Source organism: Streptomyces triticagri (assembly GCF_003429565.1).
Lineage (GTDB): Bacteria > Actinomycetota > Actinomycetes > Streptomycetales > Streptomycetaceae > Streptomyces > Streptomyces triticagri.
On record NZ_QUAK01000234.1, the window covers coordinates 130,960 to 151,795 of the forward strand.

Genomic DNA, 20,836 nt, shown 5'->3' on the forward strand with positions numbered 1-20,836 from the left:
TCCACAGAGGTGAACCGTGAAGCTCCGCTTGCTTGCATGGGTGTCCGTATGTGCGGTGACCGCCGGTCTCAGCGCCTGCGGCTCCTCCGGGGGCGCCGAGTCCGGTCGTACGACGATCGACGTCTGGCTGATGCGCGACAGCGTCTCCACCGAATTCCAGAAGGACTTCGTCAAGGGCTTCGAGACCGCCCACCCCGACATCAAGGTAAGGATTCAGATCCAGGAGTGGGACGGCATCGGCGAGAAGGTCACCGCCGCCCTGGCGAGCAACGACGCACCGGATGTGATCGAGGCCGGCAACACCCAGGTCGCGCAGTTCGCCGCCGGCGGCGGCCTCGCGGACCTCAGTGACGAGGTCGGCGAACTCGGCGGCAAGGACTGGCTGAAGGGCCTCGCGGAGCCCGGCTCCTACGAGGGCAAGCAGTACGGCATCCCCTACTACGCGGCCAACCGCGTCGTCATCCACCGCACCGACCTCTTCGAGAAGGCCGGCATCGACCCGGCCGAGATCAAGACCCGCGCACAGTGGACCGCCGCCACCGAGAAGCTCGACGAGGGCGGAACCCAGGGCATCTACCTGCCCGGCCAGATGTGGTACGCCCTGGCCGGGTTCGTCTGGGACGAGGGCGGCGATCTCGCCACCGAGTCCGGGGGCGCGTGGCAGGGGGCCCTGGACACGCCCGAGGCGATCCGCGGAATGGAGTTCTACAAGGAGCTCCAGGCGCTGGGCAAGGGACCCAAGGACTCCGACGAGGACGACCCGCCGCAGGCCGATGTGATGGCCAAGGGCGACGTCGCCCAGATCATCTCGACTCCCGGCGGTGCCAAGGTGATCACCGAGGCGAATCCCGAACTCGAGGGCAAGCTCGGCTTCTTCCCCATCCCCGGCAAGTCCGCGTCGAAGCCGGGCGCCGTCTTCACCGGCGGCTCCGACCTGGTCGTCCCCGCCGCCTCCGCGCACCAGGACGCGGCACGGACCTTCGTCAAGGAACTCACCGGCGACACCTGGCAGAAGAAGCTCGCCGTCGCCATGAGCTACGTGCCCAACAAGACCACCCTCGCCGACGCCGTCGCCGACGACCCGGGAGCCGCGGCCATGGCGGCGGGCGCCGCCGAGAACAGCCACGCCACGCCCAACACCCCTGCCTGGGCGGCGGTCGAGGCAGAGAACCCGATCAAGGACTACATGACCGCCGTCATCACCGGCGGCAGCGCCGAGTCCGAGGCGAAGAAGGCGTCCGAGGCCATCACCCGCGCCATGAACGCCGGGTCCTGAGCGCCGTGCAGCCGCTCACCCGCGAACGGACCACCGCACCCGGTGAGGCTCCCGCACCGCGCCGCTCCCGGCAGCCCCTCACCAGCGCCCCTGCACCGGCCCGCACCCTGTGGCCGTACCTGCTGATCGCCCCCGCCGTACTCGGCACCCTCTACTTGCTCGTCCACCCCCTGCTGCGTGCCCTGCTGATCTCCCTCCAGGACTTCGGGCTTCGCCAACTCATCCTGGGCGACGCAGAGTTCGTAGGCCTGGAGAACTATCGGACGCTGCTCACCGACCCGCGCTTCTGGGAGGTCGTACGGCGCACCTTCGTCTTCATGGCGATCAACGTCGCCCTCATCATGGTGATCTCGACCCTGGTCGCGCTGATGGTCGAACGGCTCGGACGCTTCGGGCGCACCATGGTGCTCAGCGCCCTGGTGCTGGCCTGGGCGATGCCCGTGATCGCGGCCACCACCGTCTTCCAGTGGCTCTTCCACTCCGAATTCGGCGTCGTCAACCGGTCGTTGCGGAGCCTCGGGCTCGACTCCTTCGACCGCTACACCTGGTTCGCGAGCGGACCGGCCTCCTTCGCCATCCTGGTGCTGCTCATCGTGTGGCAGTCGGTGCCGTTCGCCGCGATCACTCTCTACTCGGCGCTCACCACCGTCCCCGCCGAGCTCCACGAGTCGGCTCGGATCGACGGCGCGGGCGCCCGGCGGATCTTCCGCTCGATCACCTTCCCGATGATCCGGCCGATCTTCATGCTGGTCCTGTCGCTCGAAGTGATCTGGACCTTCAAGGCGTTCGTACAGATCTGGGTGATGACCCGAGGCGGCCCGGGCGACGCCACCACCATCCTGCCGGTGTACGCCGTCCAGACCGCGCTCTCCGCCCAGCACTACGACCTGGGGGCGGCCGCCTCCATGGTCACGGTGGTGCTGATGTCCGGCGTACTGGTCGCCTACTTCCGGCAGATGTACAAGCAGGAGGCCGAGCTGTGACCCGCTCCCGGATCCGCCGGATCCCCCTCGACGCGGCAGCCGTACTGACCGTCCTCGTCTGCCTCTTCCCCGTCTACTGGATGATCGCCACCGCCTTCCGGCCCACCGGGGACATCCAGTCCGCGAATCCCCGACTCATCCCGTACACCTGGACGTTGGAGCACTTCCGCACGGCCGTCGACGCGGACGGATTCGCCCTCTTCTGGCGCAACAGCATCCTCGTCACCGCGAGCGCCGTGCTCCTCGCCCTCGTCGTCGCGCTCGGCGCCGCCTTCGCGGTGGCGCGGCTGCGCTGGAGCGGACGCCGGCAGTTCATGCTGATGGTCTTCATCGCGCAGATGGCGCCCTGGGAGTCACTGATCATCCCGATCTACATCATCTCCCGGGACACCGACATGCTCGACCGGCTGCCCACCCTGACCCTCGTGTACTTCATGATCACGCTGCCGTTCACCATCGTGGTGCTGCGCGGCTTCCTCGGCACCATCCCGCCCGAGCTCGAGGAGTCCGCCCAGGTCGACGGCTGCACCCGGCTCGGCGCCTTCCGAAGAATCGCCTTCCCGCTGCTCGCCCCGGGCCTGATGGCCACCTCGCTGTTCGGCTACATCACCGCCTGGAACGAATTCGCCTACGCCAACTTCCTGATCATCAAGCAGCAGGACAGCCGCACCCTGCCGGTCTGGCTCTCCTCCTTCCAGAACACCTTCGGCACCGACTGGGGCGCCACCATGGCCGCCTCCACCCTCTTCGCGCTGCCCGCCCTCGCCATCTTTCTGATCCTGCAGCGCCATGTGACCTCGGGGTTCGCCTCCGGGGCCGTCAAGGGCTGACCGACCCCACGCCTTGGAGGCCGAGCCGTGACCGCACCGCGCGCCGAGAGCGCCCTCGTCCCGAAGCCGAGCCGGTACTCCCCGCGGCCCGGCCACTTCACCCTCGATGCGGGTACGACCGTGCGTACGGCCCCCGGGGCCGAGCCGGCCGCGAGCCTGCTCCGGTCACTGCTCGCCCCGGCCACCGGCCTCCCACTGCGGCCATCGGCGACGGGCAACCTCGTCCTCGCCCTCGACCCGCAACTGACGGGCCTCGGCGCCGAGGGATACGGGCTCACCATCGGCCCGAGCGGCGTCCTCCTGCGGGCCGCCCAACCGGACGGGCTGCTCCACGGCATCCAGACGATCCGTCAACTCCTGCCGCCCGAAGCCCTGTCGGCGAAACCGCAGCGCGGCGTCACCTGGCGGCTGCCCTGCGCCGAGATCACCGATGTGCCGCGCCACTCCTGGCGGGGCGCCATGCTGGACGTCGCCCGCCATTTCCAGCCCGCCTCCTACGTACGCCGCTACGTGGACCTGCTCGCCCTGCACAAACTCAACGTCCTGCAGCTGCACCTCACCGACGACCAGGGCTGGCGGATGCCCGTCGCCGCGTACCCGAGGCTCACCGGGATCGGCGGCCACCGGGCCCGGTCCATGGTCGGCCCGGCCGGCAGTACGACGTACGACGGAACACCGCACGGCGGCAGTTACACCAGGGACGAGCTGGCCGGGATCGTGGCGCACGCGGCCGAGCGCGGCGTCACCGTCGTACCCGAGATCGAGATGCCGGGCCATGTCAGGGCGGCCCTGGCCGCCTACCCGGAGCTCGGCAACGACCCGGGCCGCCGCCTCGACGTCTGGACCGACTGGGGCGTCTGCGACACCGTCCTCGGCGTCCACGACGCGGCCGTCGACTTCTGCCGCACCGTCCTCGACGAGGTCATGGAGGTCTTTCCCTCCCCGTACGTGCACGTCGGCGGCGACGAGTGCCCGACCGGCGAATGGGAGCGGAGTCCGGCGGCGCGCCGGCGGATGGCGGCCGAACAGCTCACGCATCCACGGGAGTTGCACCACTGGTTCATGAGTCGAATCGGCGAGCATCTGCAGTCCCGGGGGCGCCGCCCGGTCGGGTGGGCGGAGACCGGCACCGCACTGCCACCCGGATTCACCGCGATGACCTGGCGCGACCCCGAACACGGCCGCGCCGCCGCCCGCCGCGGCCACCAGGTGGTGATGGCCCACTACCTCGCCACCTACCTCGACTACGCCCAGTCCGCCGATCCCGGCGAGCCGCCCGGCCAGCCGGGCGCCGTCGTCGACCTGCGTGCCGTACACGCCCACGATCCGGCACCGAGCGACTGGGACCCCGAGGAGGCCTCCCAAGTGCTCGGCGCACAAGCACAGTTGTGGACCGAGTTCGCCGCCACCCCCGACCAGATCGAGTACCGGTCCTTCCCACGGCTGTGTGCGCTGGCCGACCGCGCCTGGAGCGGCGAGACCTCCTGGACCGGAGACTTCCTGCCCCGACTGCGCACCCACACGACCCGCCTCGACGCCCTGGGCGTCCGGCACCGCCCCCTGACTCCGCCGCGCCTGCCCCTGGCCGCGGCGGCACGAACCGCCCCGCCCCGCTAGTTGCGGCGGCGAGCGGACCAGGCACATCCCACAGCAGTCCCCCCCACACAAGGAGGATCCCCCGTGTCCGCAGTCCGACGAACCCCGCAGACGCACCGAGCCCAGCGCTCCCGCCGCACACACCTGCGCACCGCCCTGACCGTGGCCACGGTCACCGGCCTCTGCGCGCTGTCGCTGACCGCCACCGCGCAGGCGGACGACGACCGCCGCGGTGAGAGGGGTGGGAGCAGCGCGAAGGCCGCCGGAGAAGCCCTCTTCGACGACTTCGACTACACCTCGCACACCGACCCGGCGATCTCCGCCAACGGCTGGACCGTCCGCGGCGAGTCCGGTGGCCCCGGCGTCCCCGGAGCCGGCTGGTCCCCGGAGAACATCACCTTCTCCCAGGACGGCGACAACTCGGTGATGAACCTGGAGACCTCCACCGCCGGCACCCCGGAGTCGACCGAACAGTCCGAACTCCTCACCCAGAGCATGAAGTTCAAGAACGGCACCTACGCGTCCAGGGTGAAGTTCTCCGACGCGCCCCGCTCCGGACCCGACGGCGACCGCCTGGTCCAGACGTTCTTCACCCTCAACGACCTGACCGCGCCGATGGCCGACGACTACTCCGAGTACGACTTCGAGTATCTGCCCAACGGCGGCTGGGGCGAGCCCGCCAACATCCTCTACACCACATCGTGGGAGACCTACCGCCCCGACCCCTGGGAGGCGGTCAACCAGCACACCGAGTCCCGTACCAGCTTCGAGGGCTGGCACGACCTGGTCTTCACCATCGACGACAACGCCATCACGTACTACATCGACGGCGAGGTCTTCGGCACCCACGACGCCCAGTACCTGCCCGAGCGCCCCATGGGCATCTACTTCAACCAGTGGCTGATCGACCTCGAGGGCCAGACCTCCACCGAACCCCGCGCCTACGACCAGCAGGTGGACTACGTCCTGCATGTCAAGGACGAGGTGCTCAGCCCGGCCGAGGTGCAGGCCGAGGTCGACTCGTACCGCGCCTCGGGCACCAGCTTCGAGGACAACGTGCCCGGCTGACCGCCGCGGCCGCGACTCGGTCGCTCCCCGGACTCCGCCGCCCCGCGGCAGCGGAGTCCGGTCGGCGCCCGGGATGTCGTCCTGGACGCGAGTGGGCCGGCTTGAGAGGGTCGCCCGATGGAATCGGATCGTTCGGATCAGCCGAGGAGAGCACAGGAGCGGGACGCACTGCGAGACAGGGTGGCGGTGGTCGCCGGTGCGACGCGTGGCGCGGGGCGGGGCATCGCGGCGGCGTTGGGCGAGGCGGGAGCGACGGTGATCTGCACCGGTCGCAGCAGCAGCCGCGGTGACGCGTCCATCCGCTCCGACTACGACCGCGACGAGACCATCGAGGAGACCGCCGAACTCGTCACCGCGCTGGGCGGACGGGGAATCCCCGTCCAGGTCGACCACCTCGACAGCGAGCAGGTGGCGCGGCTCGCCGACCGACTACGGCGGGAGCACGGACACATCGACGTGCTGGTCAACGCCATCTGGGGCGCCGAAGTACTCAAGGGACCGCCGCCGACCTGGAACACGCCCGTCTGGCAGCACGATGTGGACACCGGCCTGCGGATCCTGCGTCTCGCCGTCGACACCCATCTGATCACCTCGCACCACCTGCTGCCCCTGATGGTCGACCGTCCCGGCGGGCTCCTGGTGGAGATCACCGACGGCACGACCGCGTACAACGCCGAGCAGTACCGGATCTCGGCGTACTACGACCTGGCGAAGGTGGCCGTGAACCGTCTGGGATTCTCGCAGGGACACGAGCTCGCGTCCTACGGAGCGACGGCGCTCGCGGTCACTCCGGGCTGGATGCGTTCGGAGATCATGCTGGACAACTTCGGTGTCACCGAGGAGAACTGGCGCGATGCGCTGGACGGGAATGTCGAGGGATATCCGGCCGCCCCCGGCGGTTTCGAGGCGTCCGAGTCGCCGCGCTTCGTCGGCAGGGGCATCGCCGCCCTGGCCGGCGATCCCGACAGGGCGCGATGGAACCAGCTTTCGGTGACGGCCGGCGACCTGGCCCGTGCTTACGGCGTCACGGACGTCGACGGCAGCCGGCCCGACGCGTGGGCGGGGACCGACTGACGACGGCGGTCCGGGGCCGCGGCGGTGATGTCACCACCCCGGCCCCGGACCGATGTGTGCGGCCCGTCGTCAGGCGGGCGGAGCGGCGTCGTCGGTCTCCACGCGCACGTGGTCGACGACGAGTTCCTGCGGGAACGTCGTGCTGTCGTCCGGGTCTCCGGGCCAGTCGCCGCCGACCGCGAGGTTGAGGATCATGAAGAACGGCTTGTTGAAGACCCATTCGTTGCCGCCCAGGTCGGCGGGCGTCCGGGTCTGGAACTCATTGCCGTCCACGGACCAGGTAATGGAGTCGGGGGCCCAGTCCACCGCGAAGGTGTGGAAGTCGTCGGCGAAGTCCTCCCCGCCGGGCAGCGAGTAGTCGGCGCCGATACCGCCCGCGCCCGAGTAGCCGGGGCCGTGCAGAGTGCCGTGCACCGTGCCCGGTTCGAAGCCGACGTTCTCCATGATGTCGATCTCACCGCTGGCGGGCCAGCCGACGTCACCGAAGTCCGACCCGAGCATCCAGAAGGCGGGCCACATCCCCTGACCGCGCGGGACCTTCATCCTGGCTTCCACATGCCCGTAGGCCTGGTTGAAGGTGGTCGCGGTGTTCAGCCGGGACGACGTGTACTCACAAGTGCCGTACCAGCACTGGTAGTCGGCCGGATTCTCCTTGCGGGCGGTGATGACGAGATGACCCTCGCCGTCGAGCGCGGCGTTGTCGCTGCCCGGTGTGTAGTACTGCCGCTCGTGGTTGCTTTCGTTGTCGCCGGTCTCCAGCTGCCACTTGCTGCTGTCCACGGCGGACCCGGCAGGTCCGTCGAACTCGTCGGCGAACGAGGCGGCCGCCGCCTTCTTGCCCGCCGCCTCGGACGCGTCGGGTGAGGCCGAGGCTCCGGACGGCAGCGCCGCGGCGACGGCGCAGCAGCAAGCCAGCGAGGCGGCGCCGAGGACGGCGCGGCGTTTCCCGGAGAGCCGGCGCTTGTGGCGGGTGGGGGTGTGCACGGTCATCACATCGCTTCGTGGGGGGACATGCGCATGACATTTCAGTGCTTCTTGCTGTACGCGTGTCGAGAGGTGAACGCATCAGGCGAACCACTCCCGTCACTTCGTTCACTACTTGATAAGGCGTACGGGAAGGCCCGTCAAGGGTTTGGTGCAGACCAGGGGTGACGGTCGATCAGCTGCGGTAGGCCGTCATCGCGGTCCGGGCGAAGGAATCGATCAACGGGCCGGACTCGCCCGCGTTCCACGCAAGCACCACACGGCTGGGCGGCATGTCCGTCACCGGGACCACGGTGAGCCCGTGCACCGGCGGGTCGTCGAGGAGCGTCATGCCGACCGTCCCGCTCCACAGCACGGCCTGCCGGCACTCCTGAACGGCGCGCACCACCGGTCCTTCCCGTGCCTCACCGCCGTTCCAGTACGCCTGCCACTGCGGGTCGGTACCCGCCGGGAAACGGAACCAGCGGCGGTCGGCCAGATCGGCGAGCTTCAGCCGGTCGCGCCCGGCCAGCGGATCGTCGGCGCGGAGCAGAGCGCCCACCGGGTCGGCCCGCAACTCGTGGACCGTCAGGCCGGTTTCGTCGAACGGGGCGCGGGTCAGCGCGATGTCGACCAGGCCGGCGTGCAACCCGCAGGTGGGGTCGGTCAGATCGGCCTCGCGGATCCGGACCTCGACCTGCGGATGCCGGCGGCGGTACGCATCCGCGAGCCGGGTCGCGGCAGGATCGGCGGTGTCGCCCAGGAAGCCGACGGTGATCGCGGCGGTCCCGGCCGCGGCGGCCACGCGCACCCGCGCCCGCTCGGCCCGGTCGAGCAGCTCCCGCGCCTCGTCGAGCAGTACCGCCCCTGCCGGGGTCAGGGTGACACCGGCCGGCGAGCGCACGAGCAGTGCGGCGCCGAGCTCGCTCTCCAGCTGCCTGATCGCCCGGCTCAGCGGCGGCTGACTCATGTGCAGGCGGGTGGCGGCACGCCCGAAGTGGAGTTCCTCGGCCACCGCCACGAAGTAGCGCAGCGTACGTAGCTCCATGCTGCAACGATACCCAGGAGGTATCGAGAGGATGGAACGGGTCTTGGACGGCCACGGCTCGCCGCCGGTGCAATCGGCATACACAGCACCGACCGAGAGGGAGATCGTGAACGTCGCCTACTGGATCGTCGCCGGACTGCTCGGCCTCTTCTACCTCTATGCGGGCGGGGCGAAGCTGGTGCGGAGCCGTGAGCAGCTGCTGCCGATGATGGCCTGGGTGGACAGCACACCGATGCCGGTCGTCCGCGCACTCGGCACGATCGAAGTGCTCGGCGCGGCCGGGCTGGTCCTTCCGGTACTGACCGGCATCGCGCCGTGGCTCGCATCGGCCGCGGCCATCGGATTCGTGATCCTGCAGATCGGCGCGACCCGGGTGCACCTGCGGCGCGGGGACCGCCAGATCGCCCTCAACGCCACGCTCCTTGCCGCGGCCGCGGCGACTGTGTGGCTGTCGACGACCTGGTGGTGACGGGGCGGGAGAACTCCCGGGGTGGGGTGAATACGATCAACCTCACCGACAGGAAGGACCGCGCCATGCCCGCCGACCGCCTCATGCGTATCCACAGCCCCGAGTTCAAGGCCATGGCCGACCGCGTCCTGCGGGTCACCGCGCTCACGTCCCGTCTCAACGCCCTGCCGTTCGACGACGAGTCGGGCAAGGCGGAGCTGCTCGAGCAGATCCTCGGGGCACCGCTGCCGGACAGAGTCACGATCTATCCGCCGTTCTACACCGACCACGGCCCGAACCTGGACCTGGCGGAACGGGTGTTCATCAACCAGAACTGCACATTCCTGGACTACGCGGGCATCCGGCTCGCCGAGCGTGTGATGGTCGGCCCGAAGGTCACGTTCATCACCGTCAGCCACCCCGTCGACCCCGCCGAGCGCCGGGAGTGGCTGACCGGTGGCCCCATCGACGTGGCCGAGAACGCGTGGATCGGCGCAGGCGCCACGATCCTGCCCGGCGTCACCATCGGCCGTGACGCAGTGGTCGCCGCGGGCGCGGTCGTCGCCGACGACGTGCCGCCCGCAACACTGGTCACCGGTCCGAAGGCCACGGTGAACCGCGCGTGGTGACGCCGCTCCCGGATTCCCCGCCGGGCCGCGGTACAGGATGACTGACCCACGGGCACGCACGACCCCGAGGCGACCGCATGTCCAAGCGCACACAGCCCGGTCGTGAACCCGAGCGAGAGCGCCGGATTCGTCGAGCGTCATGTCTCGAAGATCCAGTGGGTCGGCTCCTGCTGATCCCGAGGCTGATCCCACCTGCGAGACTGCGGTCATGAGCATGGAGCAACGACGCGTACTCGTGATCGGCATCGGGGCGGGTGATCCGGACCAGCTGACCCTCGCCGCGGTGAAGGCGATGCGCCGGACCGACATCTTCTTCGTCGTCGGCAAGGGCCCGGACAAGGCGTCCCTGACGGATCTGCGGCACCGCATGATCGAGGAGCACGCGCAGGGCCCGTACCGCGTCGTCGAGGTGGAGGACCCCAGCCGGGACCGGCGTCCCATGGGACGTACGGACTACGCCGATGCCGTACAGGACTGGCGCGCCCGGCGCGGGGACATCTTCGAAGGACTGCTGCGCGACGAGATGAAGGCGGGGGAGACCGGGGCGTTCCTGGTGTGGGGCGATCCCTCGCTCTACGACAGCACCCTCGGCATCCTCGCCGACATCGAGGAGCGCGGATCCGTGTCGGCCGCCGTCGAGGTGGTACCGGGGATCAGCAGCGTCTCGACACTGGCCGCACGGCACTGCATCCCGCTCAACCAGGTAGGACGGCCGGTGCACATCACGCCGGCCCGCCGCCTCGGTGACGTGAGCGGGAGCGACGACGGCGACATCGTGGTGATGCTCGACGCGCACGAGTCGTTCGCCGACGTCGAGGGCGACGACGTGTGGATCTACTGGGGTGCCTATCTCGGTACGCCGGACGAGCTCCTCGTGGCGGGTCCGCTGCGTGAAGTGTCCGACCGCATCCGGCAGTTGAGGTCCGAGGCGCGCTCACGGCACGGCTGGATCATGGACACCTATCTGCTGAGGACCGTGGAGCAGAAGGCGAAGTGACGTGGGAGGCGGGGCGCGGACCTCCCGTCCGTGCCCCGCCCCGCACTCGCCGCGGCCGCAGTCCCCCTGGGCCGGGCGGCGGACCCGGGCCCCTCAGCCCCGGTCGTACGTGTGGAACCCACGCCCGCTCTTGCGGCCCAACAGCCCTGCCTCCACCATGCGTTGCAGCAGTGGGGGCGGTGCGTACAGGGGTTCCTTGAACTCCTCGTAGAGGGACTCCGCGATGGAGGCGACCGTGTCGAGGCCGATCAGGTCGGCCAGTTTCAGCGGCCCCATCGGGTGCGCACAGCCGAGCTCCATCCCCGCGTCGACGTCGGCGGCCGTGGCGAAGCCGGACTCCGCCATCCGGATCGCCGACAGGAGATAGGGCACGAGCAGGGCGTTGACCACGAAGCCGGCGCGGTCCTGGGAGCGGACGACCGTCTTGCCCAGGGTGTCGGTCGCGAAGTCCCGTACGGCCGCGATCGTCTCCGCGGTGGTGTGCAGCGAGGAGACGACCTCGACCAGGGGGAGTACGGGAGCGGGGTTGAAGAAGTGCAGGCCGATCACTCGATCCGCGCGCCGTGTCGCCATGCCCAGGCGCATCACCGGGATGGAGGAGGTGTTGGTCGCGAGTATCGCCGCCGGATCCTCCACGATCTTGTCGAGGGCGGTGAAGACCTCCGTCTTCGCCCCGGTGTTCTCGGTGACCGCCTCGATGACGAGCTGACGGTCGGCCAGGTCGTCGAGACCGGCGGTGAAGACCAGCCGGGCCAGCGCGTCGTCCGCCGAGCGCCGGTCCAACGTGCCGCGCTGCACGGCGCGTTCGAGCGACCCGGCGACCCGCTCACGAGCCGCACGGGCCGCGACCCCGTCCGCCTCGGTGACGACCGTGTCGAGGCCGGCGCGGGCGCACACCTCGGCGATGCCGGTGCCCATCCGGCCACCGCCCACCACTCCGACCCGGCTGACGGCTGTGGTCATCACTGTCCCTCCGGGTGGCGCCCGAGGCGGCGGCCGTAGGCGTCCGTGGTGAAGAAGGCCGGCAATTCGCGGGCCATGGCGGTCCGTTCGAAGAGTGCGCGGATGTCGTCGAGCGGTGCCCAGGGGAACTCGGCGCCGAGCGCATCGAGTTCGGCGGTCAGGAGATCCTCGACCGCGGCGCGGGTGACGACGCGGTGACGCAGCCACTGCCAGATCTGCACCCGGGCGATCTCGGCCGTCGACGTGTCCTCGATCGAGCCCGCGTGCTCGATCGTGCCCTGTCCGCGCAGCCAGGCGGCGAAGTAGCGCACCGCGACCGCGACATCGGTGCGGATGCCCTCGGTGGTGGGCGGCCCGGCGATCCGGCGCACGGACAGCAGTTGATCAGCCGTCACCTCGACATCACCGCGGGTGCGTTCGAGCTGATGCGGACGGGTGCCGAGCCGCGCGTCGAACGCCTCGCGGCAGACCGGCACCAGCTCCGGGTGCGCCACCCATGAACCGTCGAAGCCTTCCTCGGCCTCACGTTCCTTGTCGCGCCGCACCGTTGCCCGCACTGCCTCCGCAACACCCGTATCGGTACTGGGCAGTTGGGCCGCCATGCTGCCGATCGCGTGCGCACCGCGCCGGTGGCAGGTGCGGACGAGCAGGTCGGTGCAGGCCCGCATGAAGGGTGCCGTCATGGTGACTCGGTCCCGGTCCGGCAGCAGGAAGTCGGTGCGGTGGCCGAAGGTCTTGATGAGGCTGAAGAGGTAGTCCCAGCGGCCGGCGGTCAGACCTGAGCTGTGCTCGCGGAGCTCGTAGAGGATCTCCTCCATCTGGAAGGCCGCGGTGACGGTCTCGATCAGTACGGTGGCCCGCACGCTGCCGCGGGGGATGCCGAGGAGGTCCTGGGCCAGCAGGAAGACGTCGTTCCACAGCCGCGCCTCGCCGCGGTTCTCCAGCTTCGGCAGACAGAAGTACGGCCCGTGCCCGGCGTCGATCCGGCGCTGCGCGCAGTGGAAGAAGTAGAGGCCGAAGTCGACGAGCGAGGCGGGGGCCGGCCGGCCGTCGAACTCCAGGTGGTCCTCGGTGAGATGCCATCCGCGGGGGCGTACGACGACGGTCGTGCGGTGCTCGCCGGGGCCGTGCCGCTCGTCGTCCGGCGTACCGAGGTCGATCGCCCGCTCCGCGGCGTCGAGCAGGTTCAGCTGGCCGCCGACGATGTTGTCCCAGGTGGGCGAGGTGGCGTCCTCGAAGTCCGCCACCCACACCTGCGCGGCCGAGCCGAGGGCGCGGGCCGTCGTCCGGCGGTCCGGGGGTCCGGCGATCTCCACCCGGCGGTCCGTGAGGCCGGGCGCCGGAGGTGCCACGCGCCATGTGCCGTCCGCGCGGATTCGGGAGGTGGCGACGGAGAAGTCGAGCGGCGAGCCGGAGGCGAGGCGGGCCGCCACCCGGGCACGCTCTTTGAGGATTTCCAGTCGGCGCCCGGCGAAGGCGTCGACGAGACGGCCGACGAACTCGAGGGCCTCGGGCGTGAGGATCTCCTCGTGCCGGTGTCCGGGCGGGCCCAGGACCTGGGCACTCCGGGGCGGAGCGGAGATGGGCATACGGGTCTCCTCGGGGGAGCGGCCGGGGGCCGGGCCGTGGGTCCGGCCCCCGGCCTGGACACGGGATTGGCGGTACGGGAAAAGCGACCGACCAGAGGTCTAGTGGAACTGCTCGGCCTCCGTGGACCCGGCCAGCGCGGTCGTCGAGGAGGTGGGGTTGACGGCGGTGGAGACCAGGTCGAAGTAGCCCGTGCCGACCTCGCGTTGATGCTTCACGGCGGTGAAGCCGTGTTCCTGCGCGGCGAACTCCTTCTCCTGGAGGTCCACGTACGCGGTCATGCCGTGTTCCGCGTAGCCGCGGGCGAGGTCGAACATGCCGTGGTTGAGGGAGTGGAAGCCGGCCAGGGTGATGAACTGGAAGCGGTAGCCCATGGCGCCCAACTCCCGCTGGAACTTGGCGATCTGGTCGTCGTCGAGCGCCGCTCGCCAGTTGAACGACGGCGAGCAGTTGTACGCCAGCATCTGGTCCGGGTGCTCGGCGTGGATGGCTTCGGCGAACTCGCGGGCCTGCGCGAGGTCCGGGGTGCCCGTCTCGACCCAGATCAGGTCCGCGTACGGGGCGTAGGCGAGGCCGCGGGCGATGACCGGCGCCATGCCGTTCCGCACCCGGTAGAAGCCCTCGGCGGTGCGCTCACCCGTGACGAACTCGGCGTCGCGCTCGTCGACATCACTGGTCAGCAGGCTCGCGGCCAGTGCATCGGTGCGGGCCACGATCAGGGTCGGCACATCGGCGATGTCGGCGGCAAGGCGGGCCGCGTTGAGGGTGCGGATGTGCTGGCCGGTCGGGACCAGGACCTTGCCCCCGAGATGGCCGCACTTCTTCTCCGAGGCCAGCTGGTCCTCGTAGTGGATGCCGGCGGCGCCTGCGGCGATCATCGCCTTGGTCAGCTCGAAGGCGTTCAGCGGTCCGCCGAATCCGGCCTCCGCGTCGGCGACGACCGGCGCGAGCCAGTCGGTGGCGTCCCCGCCGCCCTCCGCGGTGGCGATCTGGTCGGCGCGCAGCAGTGCGTTGTTGATCCGGCGGACCACCTGCGGCACCGAGTTGGCCGGGTACAGCGACTGGTCGGGATAGGTGTGACCGGCCTGGTTGGCATCGGCGGCGACCTGCCAGCCGGACAGATAGATCGCCTGCAGACCGGCCTTCACCTGCTGGACCGCCTGGCCACCGGTGAGGGCGCCGAGCGCGTGGATGTAGTCCTGCTCGTGCAGCTGCCGCCAGAGGCGTTCGGCACCCCGCCGGGCCAGCGTGTGCTCCTCGCGGACACTCCCGGAGAGCCGGACCACGTCCTCGGCCGTGTACGTACGCTCGATGCCCTTCCACCGCGGGTCGCTCGCCCAGCGGCGCGCCAACTCCTGGGCCGTTTCCGCCGTCGTCCCTGCCTGTGCCATGACCGTCTCCCGGAGGATCGTGAACTGTGCGAATGACTGGCACGGGGTGCCAAGTCGCCTGAGGGTGATGCGGCCCGAGGATCGCCGGTGGAGCAATCGAAGCAATGTTGCCGAGGCGGTGGAAGGGCCGGGATCTCCGACGTCAGGGCGTGAATCGTGCCCAGCTTCCGTTCCGTTCCGCCCGCCGGTGCCCCGCGGGCCGCAGAACGACACTGACACCTGCACTCAGTGCCATCAAGCGGGGACAGCTGCCAATTTCTGTGAATCTTGAACCGCCGTTTTGCCAACTTTGCCAATGCCGTACGGTCTCTTCGCCGGGCTACCATCACGTGCAGTGCCGACGACCGCGACCGGACGGGAGCCCACGGGTGAGCAAGACGTACGCGGGAGCGCGACTGCGCCGGCTCAGGGAGGAACGGCGCATCACACAGGCCGAGTTGGCCCGTGCCCTGGCCATCTCGCCCAGCTATCTCAATCAGATGGAGCACGACTCCCGGCCGCTCACCGTGCCCGTACTCCTCCGCCTGACCGAGGCCTTCGGCGTCGACCCCGGGTTCTTCTCCGAGCGGGACACCAGCCGTCTGGTCGCCGACCTGCGGGACGCACTGACCGGTGAGATGACGGCCGGCCGGGTATCGGCCTCCGACCTCTCCGACCTGGCCTCCCGGATGCCCGCCGTGGCGACCCTCCTGGTGGACCTCGGCCGCCGCAACCAGCACCTCACCGAACAGCTCTCGGAGACGGCGGAGGGCAGAGGCCCGGGCGCATCCGCGCAGCCGCGCTCCGCGCACGAGGAGATCCGCGAGTTCTTCTACCGGCGGCAGAACTATCTGGACGACATCGACCGCGCCGCGGAGCGCTTCGCCACCGAGATCGGCGTACGGCCGGGCGACGTCGTCCGCGCCCTGTCCGCCCGCCTCACCGAGCGCCACGGGGTCCGCCTCGCCGGAGACACCGGAGAGCGGCTGCACAGCTTCGACCCGACGACCCGGGTACTGCACCTCTCCAGCCGCCTGCGCCCGGGCCAGCAGGCATTCCGGATGGCCACCCAACTCGCCCTGCTCGAACACGCCGACGCCATCTCCGCCCTGGCGTCGGAGGACTTCGGGGAGGACTCCCCGGCCCACCCGCTGGCCCGCATCGGCATCGCCAACTACTTCGCCGCCGCGCTGATCCTGCCGTACCGCCGCTTCCACGCCACGGCGGAGGAATTCCGCTACGACATCGAGCGGCTCACCGACCACTTCGGACTCGGCTACGAGACCATCTGCCACCGACTCAGCACCCTGCAGCGTCCCCGGCTGCGCGGTGTGCCGTTCTCCTTCGTGCGCGTCGACCGCGCGGGGAACATGTCCAAACGGCAGTCCGCCACCGCATTCCACTTCTCCCGTGCGGGCGGCACCTGCCCGCTGTGGAACGTCTACGAGGCCTTCGCTGCGCCCGGCCGCATCCACGTCCAGGTGGCCGCCATGCCGGACGGGCAGCGGTACCTCTGGACCGCCCGTGCGGTCACCCGGCACCGCGGCGGCTGGGGCGAACCGGGCAAGACCTTCGCCATCGGCCTCGGCTGCGAGATCCGGCACGCCGGCCGGCTCGTGTACTCCGACGGCCTCGACCTGGACAACGCCTCGTCCGCGGTGCCCATCGGCATGGGCTGCCGCCTGTGCGAGCGCACGGACTGCCCGCAGCGGGCCGTGCCGCCGTTCGACCGCAGCCTCGCGATCGACGAGAACAGCAGCACGTTCGTGCCGTATCCGGTGGCGGGGGAGCGGGAGCCGTCGGGCGGCGGGACCGTCACATCGTGACGAGGGTGATCTCGGTGGCCTTGACGCTCGTGTAGACGGAAGTGCCGTCGGCCAGGGCGAGTTCGGCCGCCGCCTGAGGGGTGATCTCGGCGACGAGGTCGGGGGCGCCGTCGCCGGTCACCAGGACACGGAGCCTGCTGCCGAGCGCGGTGATCTCGCGGACCGTGCCGGCCCGGACGTTGCGCGGGCTGCCCTCCGGGCGCTCGCGATGCAGCGAGACCGCCTCCGGCGCGATGATGGCGAGCGCCTGAGCGCCCTCCTCCAGCGGGTCGGCCACGACCAGGTGACCGCCGTCTGCGAGGGCCAGGGTTCCGTCCGAAGTGCCCGTGCCGGCAAGGGCGTTGCGGCCCAGCATGCGTGCCACCCAGGGGGACCGCGGATGCCGGGCCACCTCGGCCGGCGCCGCGTCCTGCAGGGTGCGGCCGTTGTCGAGTACGAGGACACGGTCGGCGAGCGACACGGCCTCGACGGGGTCGTGGGTGACGATCAGGCAGACCCCGCCGAAGCCGGCGAGGTGGCTGCGCAGGGTGTGCCGGACGTGGGCGCGGGTGGTCTGGTCGAGCGCCGCTAGCGGTTCGTCGAGCAGCAGGAGCCGTGGCTTCGGTGCCAACGCGCGGGCGAGCGCGACGCGTTGGGCCTGACCGCCGGACAGCTGGGCGGGCTTGCGGTGGGCGAGATGACCGACGCCGAGCCGCTCCAGCCACTGCTGTGCGATGCGCCGCGCCTCGGTGCGCGGCACGCCGTGGGCACGCAGTCCGTACGCCGTGTTGGACAGGGCACTCAGATGCGGGAACAGCGCGCCGTCCTGCGGAACCCAGGCGACACCCCGCTTGTGCGGGGCGAGCGCCGTGACGTCCGTGTCGCCGAGTCGCAGCCGGGCGTGGGCGCGCGGGGTGAGGCCGAGCAGGGCGCGCAGGAGGGTCGTCTTGCCGGCGCCGTTCTCGCCGACGACGGCGATGGTGGTGCCGGGCGCCGCGTCCAGGGTGAGGTTGTTGAAGCCGGTGACCACGGCGTGCAGGGGCCGGCGCGGCGTGTCGGCCGTGTCCTTCGCGGAGACCGTCGACTCCGGCGTGTCCAGGGGCTCTTCGTCGGTCGGCGTGTCGCGACGGCTGCCGGGATCGCGTGCCGTGCGGTCGGCGGTGCCGCCCGTCCAGCGTCCGCGCAGTGCGACCAGTACACCCATCGCGATGGCCAGGAGCAGCAGGGACACCGAGGTGGCCGCCTCGGGGTCGTCCTGCAGCAGCAGGTACACCTGCAGCGGCAGGGTCTGGGTGGATCCCGGCAGATTGCCGGCGAAGGTGATCGTCGCGCCGAACTCGCCGAGCGCCCGCGCCCAGGTGAGGGCGGCGCCGGCGGCGAGTCCCGGCGCGACCATCGGCAGGGTGACCGTGAAGAACACCCGTACCGGAGAGGCGCCGAGGGACGCCGCGGTCTCCTCGTACGAGGGGCGCATGCCCGCCAGCGTGCCCTCCAGGCTGATCACCAGGAACGGCATCGCTACGAAGGTCGCCGCCACCACGGCGCCCGCGGTACTGAACGGCAGCACCACACCGAAGGTTTCCTCCAGCCAGGGCCCGAGCAGCCCGCGCCGCCCGAATCCAAGCAGCAGTGCGACGCCGCCGACCGTGGGCGGCAGCACCATCGGCAGCAGCACGAGCGACCGTACGAGGGTCTTGCCGGGGAAGTCGACACGCGCGAGCAGCCACGCCAGCGGCACGCCGAGCAGGAGTGACACGCCGAGGGCGCAGAACGACACATACAGCGACAGCTGGAGCGCCTCGGTGACGCCGGGGCTGGTCAAGTGCGCGCCGAGCGCGCCCCATTCGGCGCGGGAGAGGATGCCGACCAGCGGGAGCAGCAGGAACGCGATGGCGAGCAGCGCGGGCACGGCCAGGGCGACCGGCGCGCGGGTCGCCCTCCTGCGGGCGGGGTGGCCGCCGTCCTTCGCCGCTGCGGCTCTGCCGCTCGTCTGCCGGATGTTCCGCATCGCGATCCCTGCTCCCGTACTGGCTACGGCTGCTGGAAGCCCGCGTCCGCGAGGATCTTCTGCGCCTCGTCGGAGCTCAGCCACTGCACGAACTCGTCGGCGGCATCGGTGTTCTCGGACGCCTTGAGGGTGGCGGCCGGGTACTCGGCGATGGCGTTCTCGTCGTCCGGGATGTCGACGGCCCCGGCCTTGCCCTCGGCCGCGGTGACATCCGTCTTGTAGACGAGACCCGCGTCCGCCTCCCCGAGCTCGACCTTGCTCAGCACCGCGCGCACATTGGCCTCCTGCGAGACGGGCTTCACCTTGATCTTCTGGGTGTCGAGGATCTCCTTGCTGTACCGGCCGACGGGGACCTCGGAGGCGGCGAGTACGACCTTGTTGTCGCTCTTCGCGAGGTCGTCGAGGTCCTTGATGTTCTTCGGGTTGCCCTTGCCGACGGCGATGACCAGGCGGTTCTTGGCGATCACCGACGGGTCGTTCGTGTCCGCCTGCAGATCGTCCATGGTCTTGGTGTCGGCGGTGACCAGGGCGTCGGCGGGGGAGCCCTGCTCGACCTGGGCGGCCAGTTCCTGGGAGCCGGCGAAGGAGAACTTCACCGTGGTGCCCGGGTGGTCCTTCTCGTAGGCCTTGCCCGCGGTGGCGAAGACATCGGTGAGCGAGGCGGCGGCGAGGACGGTGAGCTCGGTCTTCTTGCCCGAGTCCTGCTTGCCGCCGGTGTCCTTCTTGCCGTCGTCGTCGCTGCCGCAGGCTGCGAGTGGTACGAGCAGGGCGGCGGTGGCCGCCGCGGCGGCGACCCGGCGGGGTGTCATGGCGGTGAACATCAGGGCTCCTCTGTCTGCGGACGGCGGCTGCCGCCGCTGAACGGAAGCGCGGGCGCACGGGGACGGCGGAGCCTGCGCGAGTGCGGATGGATCCGGTGGGGCGGATCAGGGGTGGCGGGTCAGGTGCGGTGGATCCGGGGTTGTCGAATCCGAAGCGGTGGATCCAGAGCGGTGGATCCGGAGCGGTGGACCCTGCGCCGTGGATCAGACGCGGTCGATATGCACGTTGGTCGACTTCACGCGGGCGGTGGCCTGCATGCCGACCTCGAGGCCGAGCTCTTCGACGGCCTCGCGGGTGAGCAGGGAGACCAGACGGTGCGGGCCCGCCTGGATCTCCACCTGGGCGGCGACATCGCCGAGCTTGACGGCGGTGACGATGCCCGGGAAGGCATTGCGGGCCGAGGTGTAGGACGCGTCTTCGTCCTCGCCGTTGCCTGCCTGGCCGATCTCGATCGAGAAGGCCGCCAGATCACGGCCGTCGACGAGCCGGCGCCCGTTCTCGTCCCGGTGCGTCTTGACCCGCCCCGCGTCGGCCCAGCGTCGTGCGGTGTCCGGACTGACGCCGAGCAGCCGCGCTGCCTGACCGATCGTGTAGGACTGCATGTGCGCCAAGGTATGCGCTTTTTCCTTGCATCTACAACTTGTCAGCGGAATCTCCATCGCGGATGCCGTCGAGCCTGGAGGAACGCCCAAGGTGCCCGAGGTTCCCACCTGTCCGTGAGTGACGATGCGTACGCGGTGCGCAACGGTCAGGGGTGTGCGGCTCGTCCCGCGGACCCGAGCCTGATCCATCGGACGGCGCTGATGTAGCGGGCCCCGCAGACGTCGGTCGGGACCACCAACTGGCTCCCGCACGCGTCGAGTTCACGTCCGTCCAGCTCGGTGGCCAGCAGTACCGGCGCGTTCCCGAAGTCCTCGTCGATCTCGGCCCAGGACAGTACGGTGCCGTGCCCGTCCTCGCCCGTGACCTCCAGGAGGAACCGGGAGCGGTCCTTGCGCCGCGCCGCGTCGAAACCCGGACCGGCCGCCAGGATCACCTCGCGCAGCAGCGGCCCACGGAAGACATGGTGCCGCGGACCGCTGCTCGCGCAGTCGAACGTCACCTCGGCCTCGCGTGCGGGCCAGCCCCTGCGCAGATCGGCGACGGTGAGCGTCACCTGCCGGTCGACCGCGCCCACCACCACGAATCGGGTCATCCCCGCCCCCTTCGCTCCTGCCTCGCGCCCACTCCGGTCCCCGAGCCGTACATCACGATCCGAGGATGACAGGCGAAAGGGGCGGGGAACATGGCGCATCCGAACCGAGTCCGAGAAGCAGGCTGGCAACTGCCGCCCGATCGGCCCGGCGTCCGGCAAGCCCCGACCCGTACG

The 20,836-nt window shown here is 70.5% G+C and carries 18 protein-coding genes and 1 pseudogene; 10 read left to right on the forward strand and 9 right to left on the reverse strand.

From position 1 onward, the window contains the following. The first annotated feature begins 16 nt into the window (after positions 1-16). From DY218_RS31945 to DY218_RS31970, 6 genes and pseudogenes are all read left to right on the forward strand, one after another. Positions 17-1,276 (forward strand): extracellular solute-binding protein, encoded by a 1,260-nt coding sequence (locus tag DY218_RS31945; RefSeq protein ID WP_128559661.1) that lies wholly within the window; start codon positions 17-19, stop codon positions 1,274-1,276. Positions 1,277-1,281: 5 nt separating this feature from the next. Next, positions 1,282-2,259 (forward strand): carbohydrate ABC transporter permease, encoded by a 978-nt coding sequence (locus DY218_RS31950; protein WP_128559662.1) that lies wholly within the window; start codon positions 1,282-1,284, stop codon positions 2,257-2,259. Then, positions 2,256-3,089 carry a carbohydrate ABC transporter permease gene (locus DY218_RS31955; RefSeq protein ID WP_128559663.1) on the forward strand — a complete coding sequence of 278 codons (834 nt, stop codon included), beginning with the start codon at positions 2,256-2,258 and terminating at the stop codon, positions 3,087-3,089. The genes DY218_RS31950 and DY218_RS31955 overlap by 4 nt, the downstream gene beginning before the upstream one ends. A gap of 27 nt (positions 3,090-3,116) precedes the next feature. Continuing rightward, positions 3,117-4,706 carry a beta-N-acetylhexosaminidase gene (locus DY218_RS31960; protein ID WP_128559664.1) on the forward strand — a complete coding sequence of 530 codons (1,590 nt, stop codon included), beginning with the start codon at positions 3,117-3,119 and terminating at the stop codon, positions 4,704-4,706. A gap of 243 nt (positions 4,707-4,949) precedes the next feature. Next, positions 4,950-5,753, forward strand: a pseudogene (locus DY218_RS31965) (glycoside hydrolase family 16 protein); the annotation flags it as partial. Positions 5,754-5,870: 117 nt separating this feature from the next. After that, complete coding sequence (locus DY218_RS31970) at positions 5,871-6,827, forward strand: SDR family oxidoreductase (protein ID WP_128559666.1); 957 nt, start codon at positions 5,871-5,873, stop codon at positions 6,825-6,827. A gap of 69 nt (positions 6,828-6,896) precedes the next feature. Here DY218_RS31970 and DY218_RS31975 read toward each other — a convergent pair whose 3' ends face one another. Both DY218_RS31975 and DY218_RS31980 read right to left on the reverse strand, forming a co-directional pair. Next, a complete protein-coding gene (locus DY218_RS31975) occupies positions 6,897-7,817 on the reverse strand; it encodes a glycoside hydrolase family 16 protein (RefSeq protein ID WP_128559667.1) in 921 nt (306 codons plus the stop codon). A gap of 169 nt (positions 7,818-7,986) precedes the next feature. Beyond that, complete coding sequence (locus DY218_RS31980; protein WP_128559668.1) at positions 7,987-8,838, reverse strand: LysR family transcriptional regulator; 852 nt, start codon at positions 8,836-8,838, stop codon at positions 7,987-7,989. A 106-nt stretch (positions 8,839-8,944) separates the two neighbouring features. On the opposite strand from DY218_RS31980, the gene DY218_RS31985 reads away from it, so the two are divergent. The 3 genes from DY218_RS31985 to cobF all read left to right on the forward strand — a co-directional run bounded on the left by DY218_RS31985 (position 8,945) and on the right by cobF (position 10,912). Further along, positions 8,945-9,307, forward strand: coding sequence for a DoxX family protein (locus tag DY218_RS31985; RefSeq protein WP_128559669.1), 363 nt, complete (start codon positions 8,945-8,947; stop codon positions 9,305-9,307). Positions 9,308-9,372: 65 nt separating this feature from the next. Beyond that, a complete protein-coding gene (locus DY218_RS31990) occupies positions 9,373-9,915 on the forward strand; it encodes a DapH/DapD/GlmU-related protein (RefSeq protein ID WP_128559670.1) in 543 nt (180 codons plus the stop codon). A gap of 208 nt (positions 9,916-10,123) precedes the next feature. Continuing rightward, entirely contained in the window at positions 10,124-10,912 is a 789-nt protein-coding gene (gene cobF, locus DY218_RS31995; protein ID WP_128559671.1) for a precorrin-6A synthase (deacetylating), read from the forward strand. A 93-nt stretch (positions 10,913-11,005) separates the two neighbouring features. On the opposite strand, the gene DY218_RS32000 is transcribed toward cobF, so the two are convergent. From DY218_RS32000 to aceA, 3 genes are all read right to left on the reverse strand, one after another. Further along, a complete protein-coding gene (locus DY218_RS32000) occupies positions 11,006-11,875 on the reverse strand; it encodes a 3-hydroxybutyryl-CoA dehydrogenase (protein WP_128559672.1) in 870 nt (289 codons plus the stop codon). Further along, the gene (gene aceB, locus DY218_RS32005) at positions 11,875-13,464 is read right to left on the reverse strand and encodes a malate synthase A (RefSeq protein ID WP_128559673.1); all 1,590 of its coding nucleotides are present in this window, start codon (positions 13,462-13,464) and stop codon (positions 11,875-11,877) included. The genes DY218_RS32000 and aceB overlap by 1 nt, the downstream gene beginning before the upstream one ends. 99 nt (positions 13,465-13,563) lie before the next feature. Further along, the gene (gene aceA, locus DY218_RS32010) at positions 13,564-14,853 is read right to left on the reverse strand and encodes an isocitrate lyase (protein ID WP_128559674.1); all 1,290 of its coding nucleotides are present in this window, start codon (positions 14,851-14,853) and stop codon (positions 13,564-13,566) included. 368 nt (positions 14,854-15,221) lie between these two features. Between aceA and DY218_RS32015 the strand changes: the two genes are divergently transcribed. After that, complete coding sequence (locus DY218_RS32015) at positions 15,222-16,658, forward strand: short-chain fatty acyl-CoA regulator family protein (RefSeq protein WP_128559675.1); 1,437 nt, start codon at positions 15,222-15,224, stop codon at positions 16,656-16,658. Here the strand turns inward: DY218_RS32015 and DY218_RS32020 are convergent. From DY218_RS32020 to DY218_RS32035, 4 genes are all read right to left on the reverse strand, one after another. Next, the gene (locus tag DY218_RS32020; protein ID WP_128559676.1) at positions 16,648-18,645 is read right to left on the reverse strand and encodes an ABC transporter permease; all 1,998 of its coding nucleotides are present in this window, start codon (positions 18,643-18,645) and stop codon (positions 16,648-16,650) included. The genes DY218_RS32015 and DY218_RS32020 overlap by 11 nt on opposite strands. A 23-nt stretch (positions 18,646-18,668) precedes the next feature. Continuing rightward, positions 18,669-19,466, reverse strand: a complete 798-nt coding sequence (modA, locus tag DY218_RS32025) for a molybdate ABC transporter substrate-binding protein (protein ID WP_128559677.1) — start codon at positions 19,464-19,466, stop codon at positions 18,669-18,671. A 204-nt stretch (positions 19,467-19,670) separates the two neighbouring features. Further along, positions 19,671-20,069, reverse strand: coding sequence for a TOBE domain-containing protein (locus tag DY218_RS32030; RefSeq protein WP_128559678.1), 399 nt, complete (start codon positions 20,067-20,069; stop codon positions 19,671-19,673). A gap of 146 nt (positions 20,070-20,215) precedes the next feature. Further along, positions 20,216-20,662 carry a molybdopterin-dependent oxidoreductase gene (locus tag DY218_RS32035; protein ID WP_128559679.1) on the reverse strand — a complete coding sequence of 149 codons (447 nt, stop codon included), beginning with the start codon at positions 20,660-20,662 and terminating at the stop codon, positions 20,216-20,218. Between the last annotated feature and the right edge of the window lie 174 nt (positions 20,663-20,836).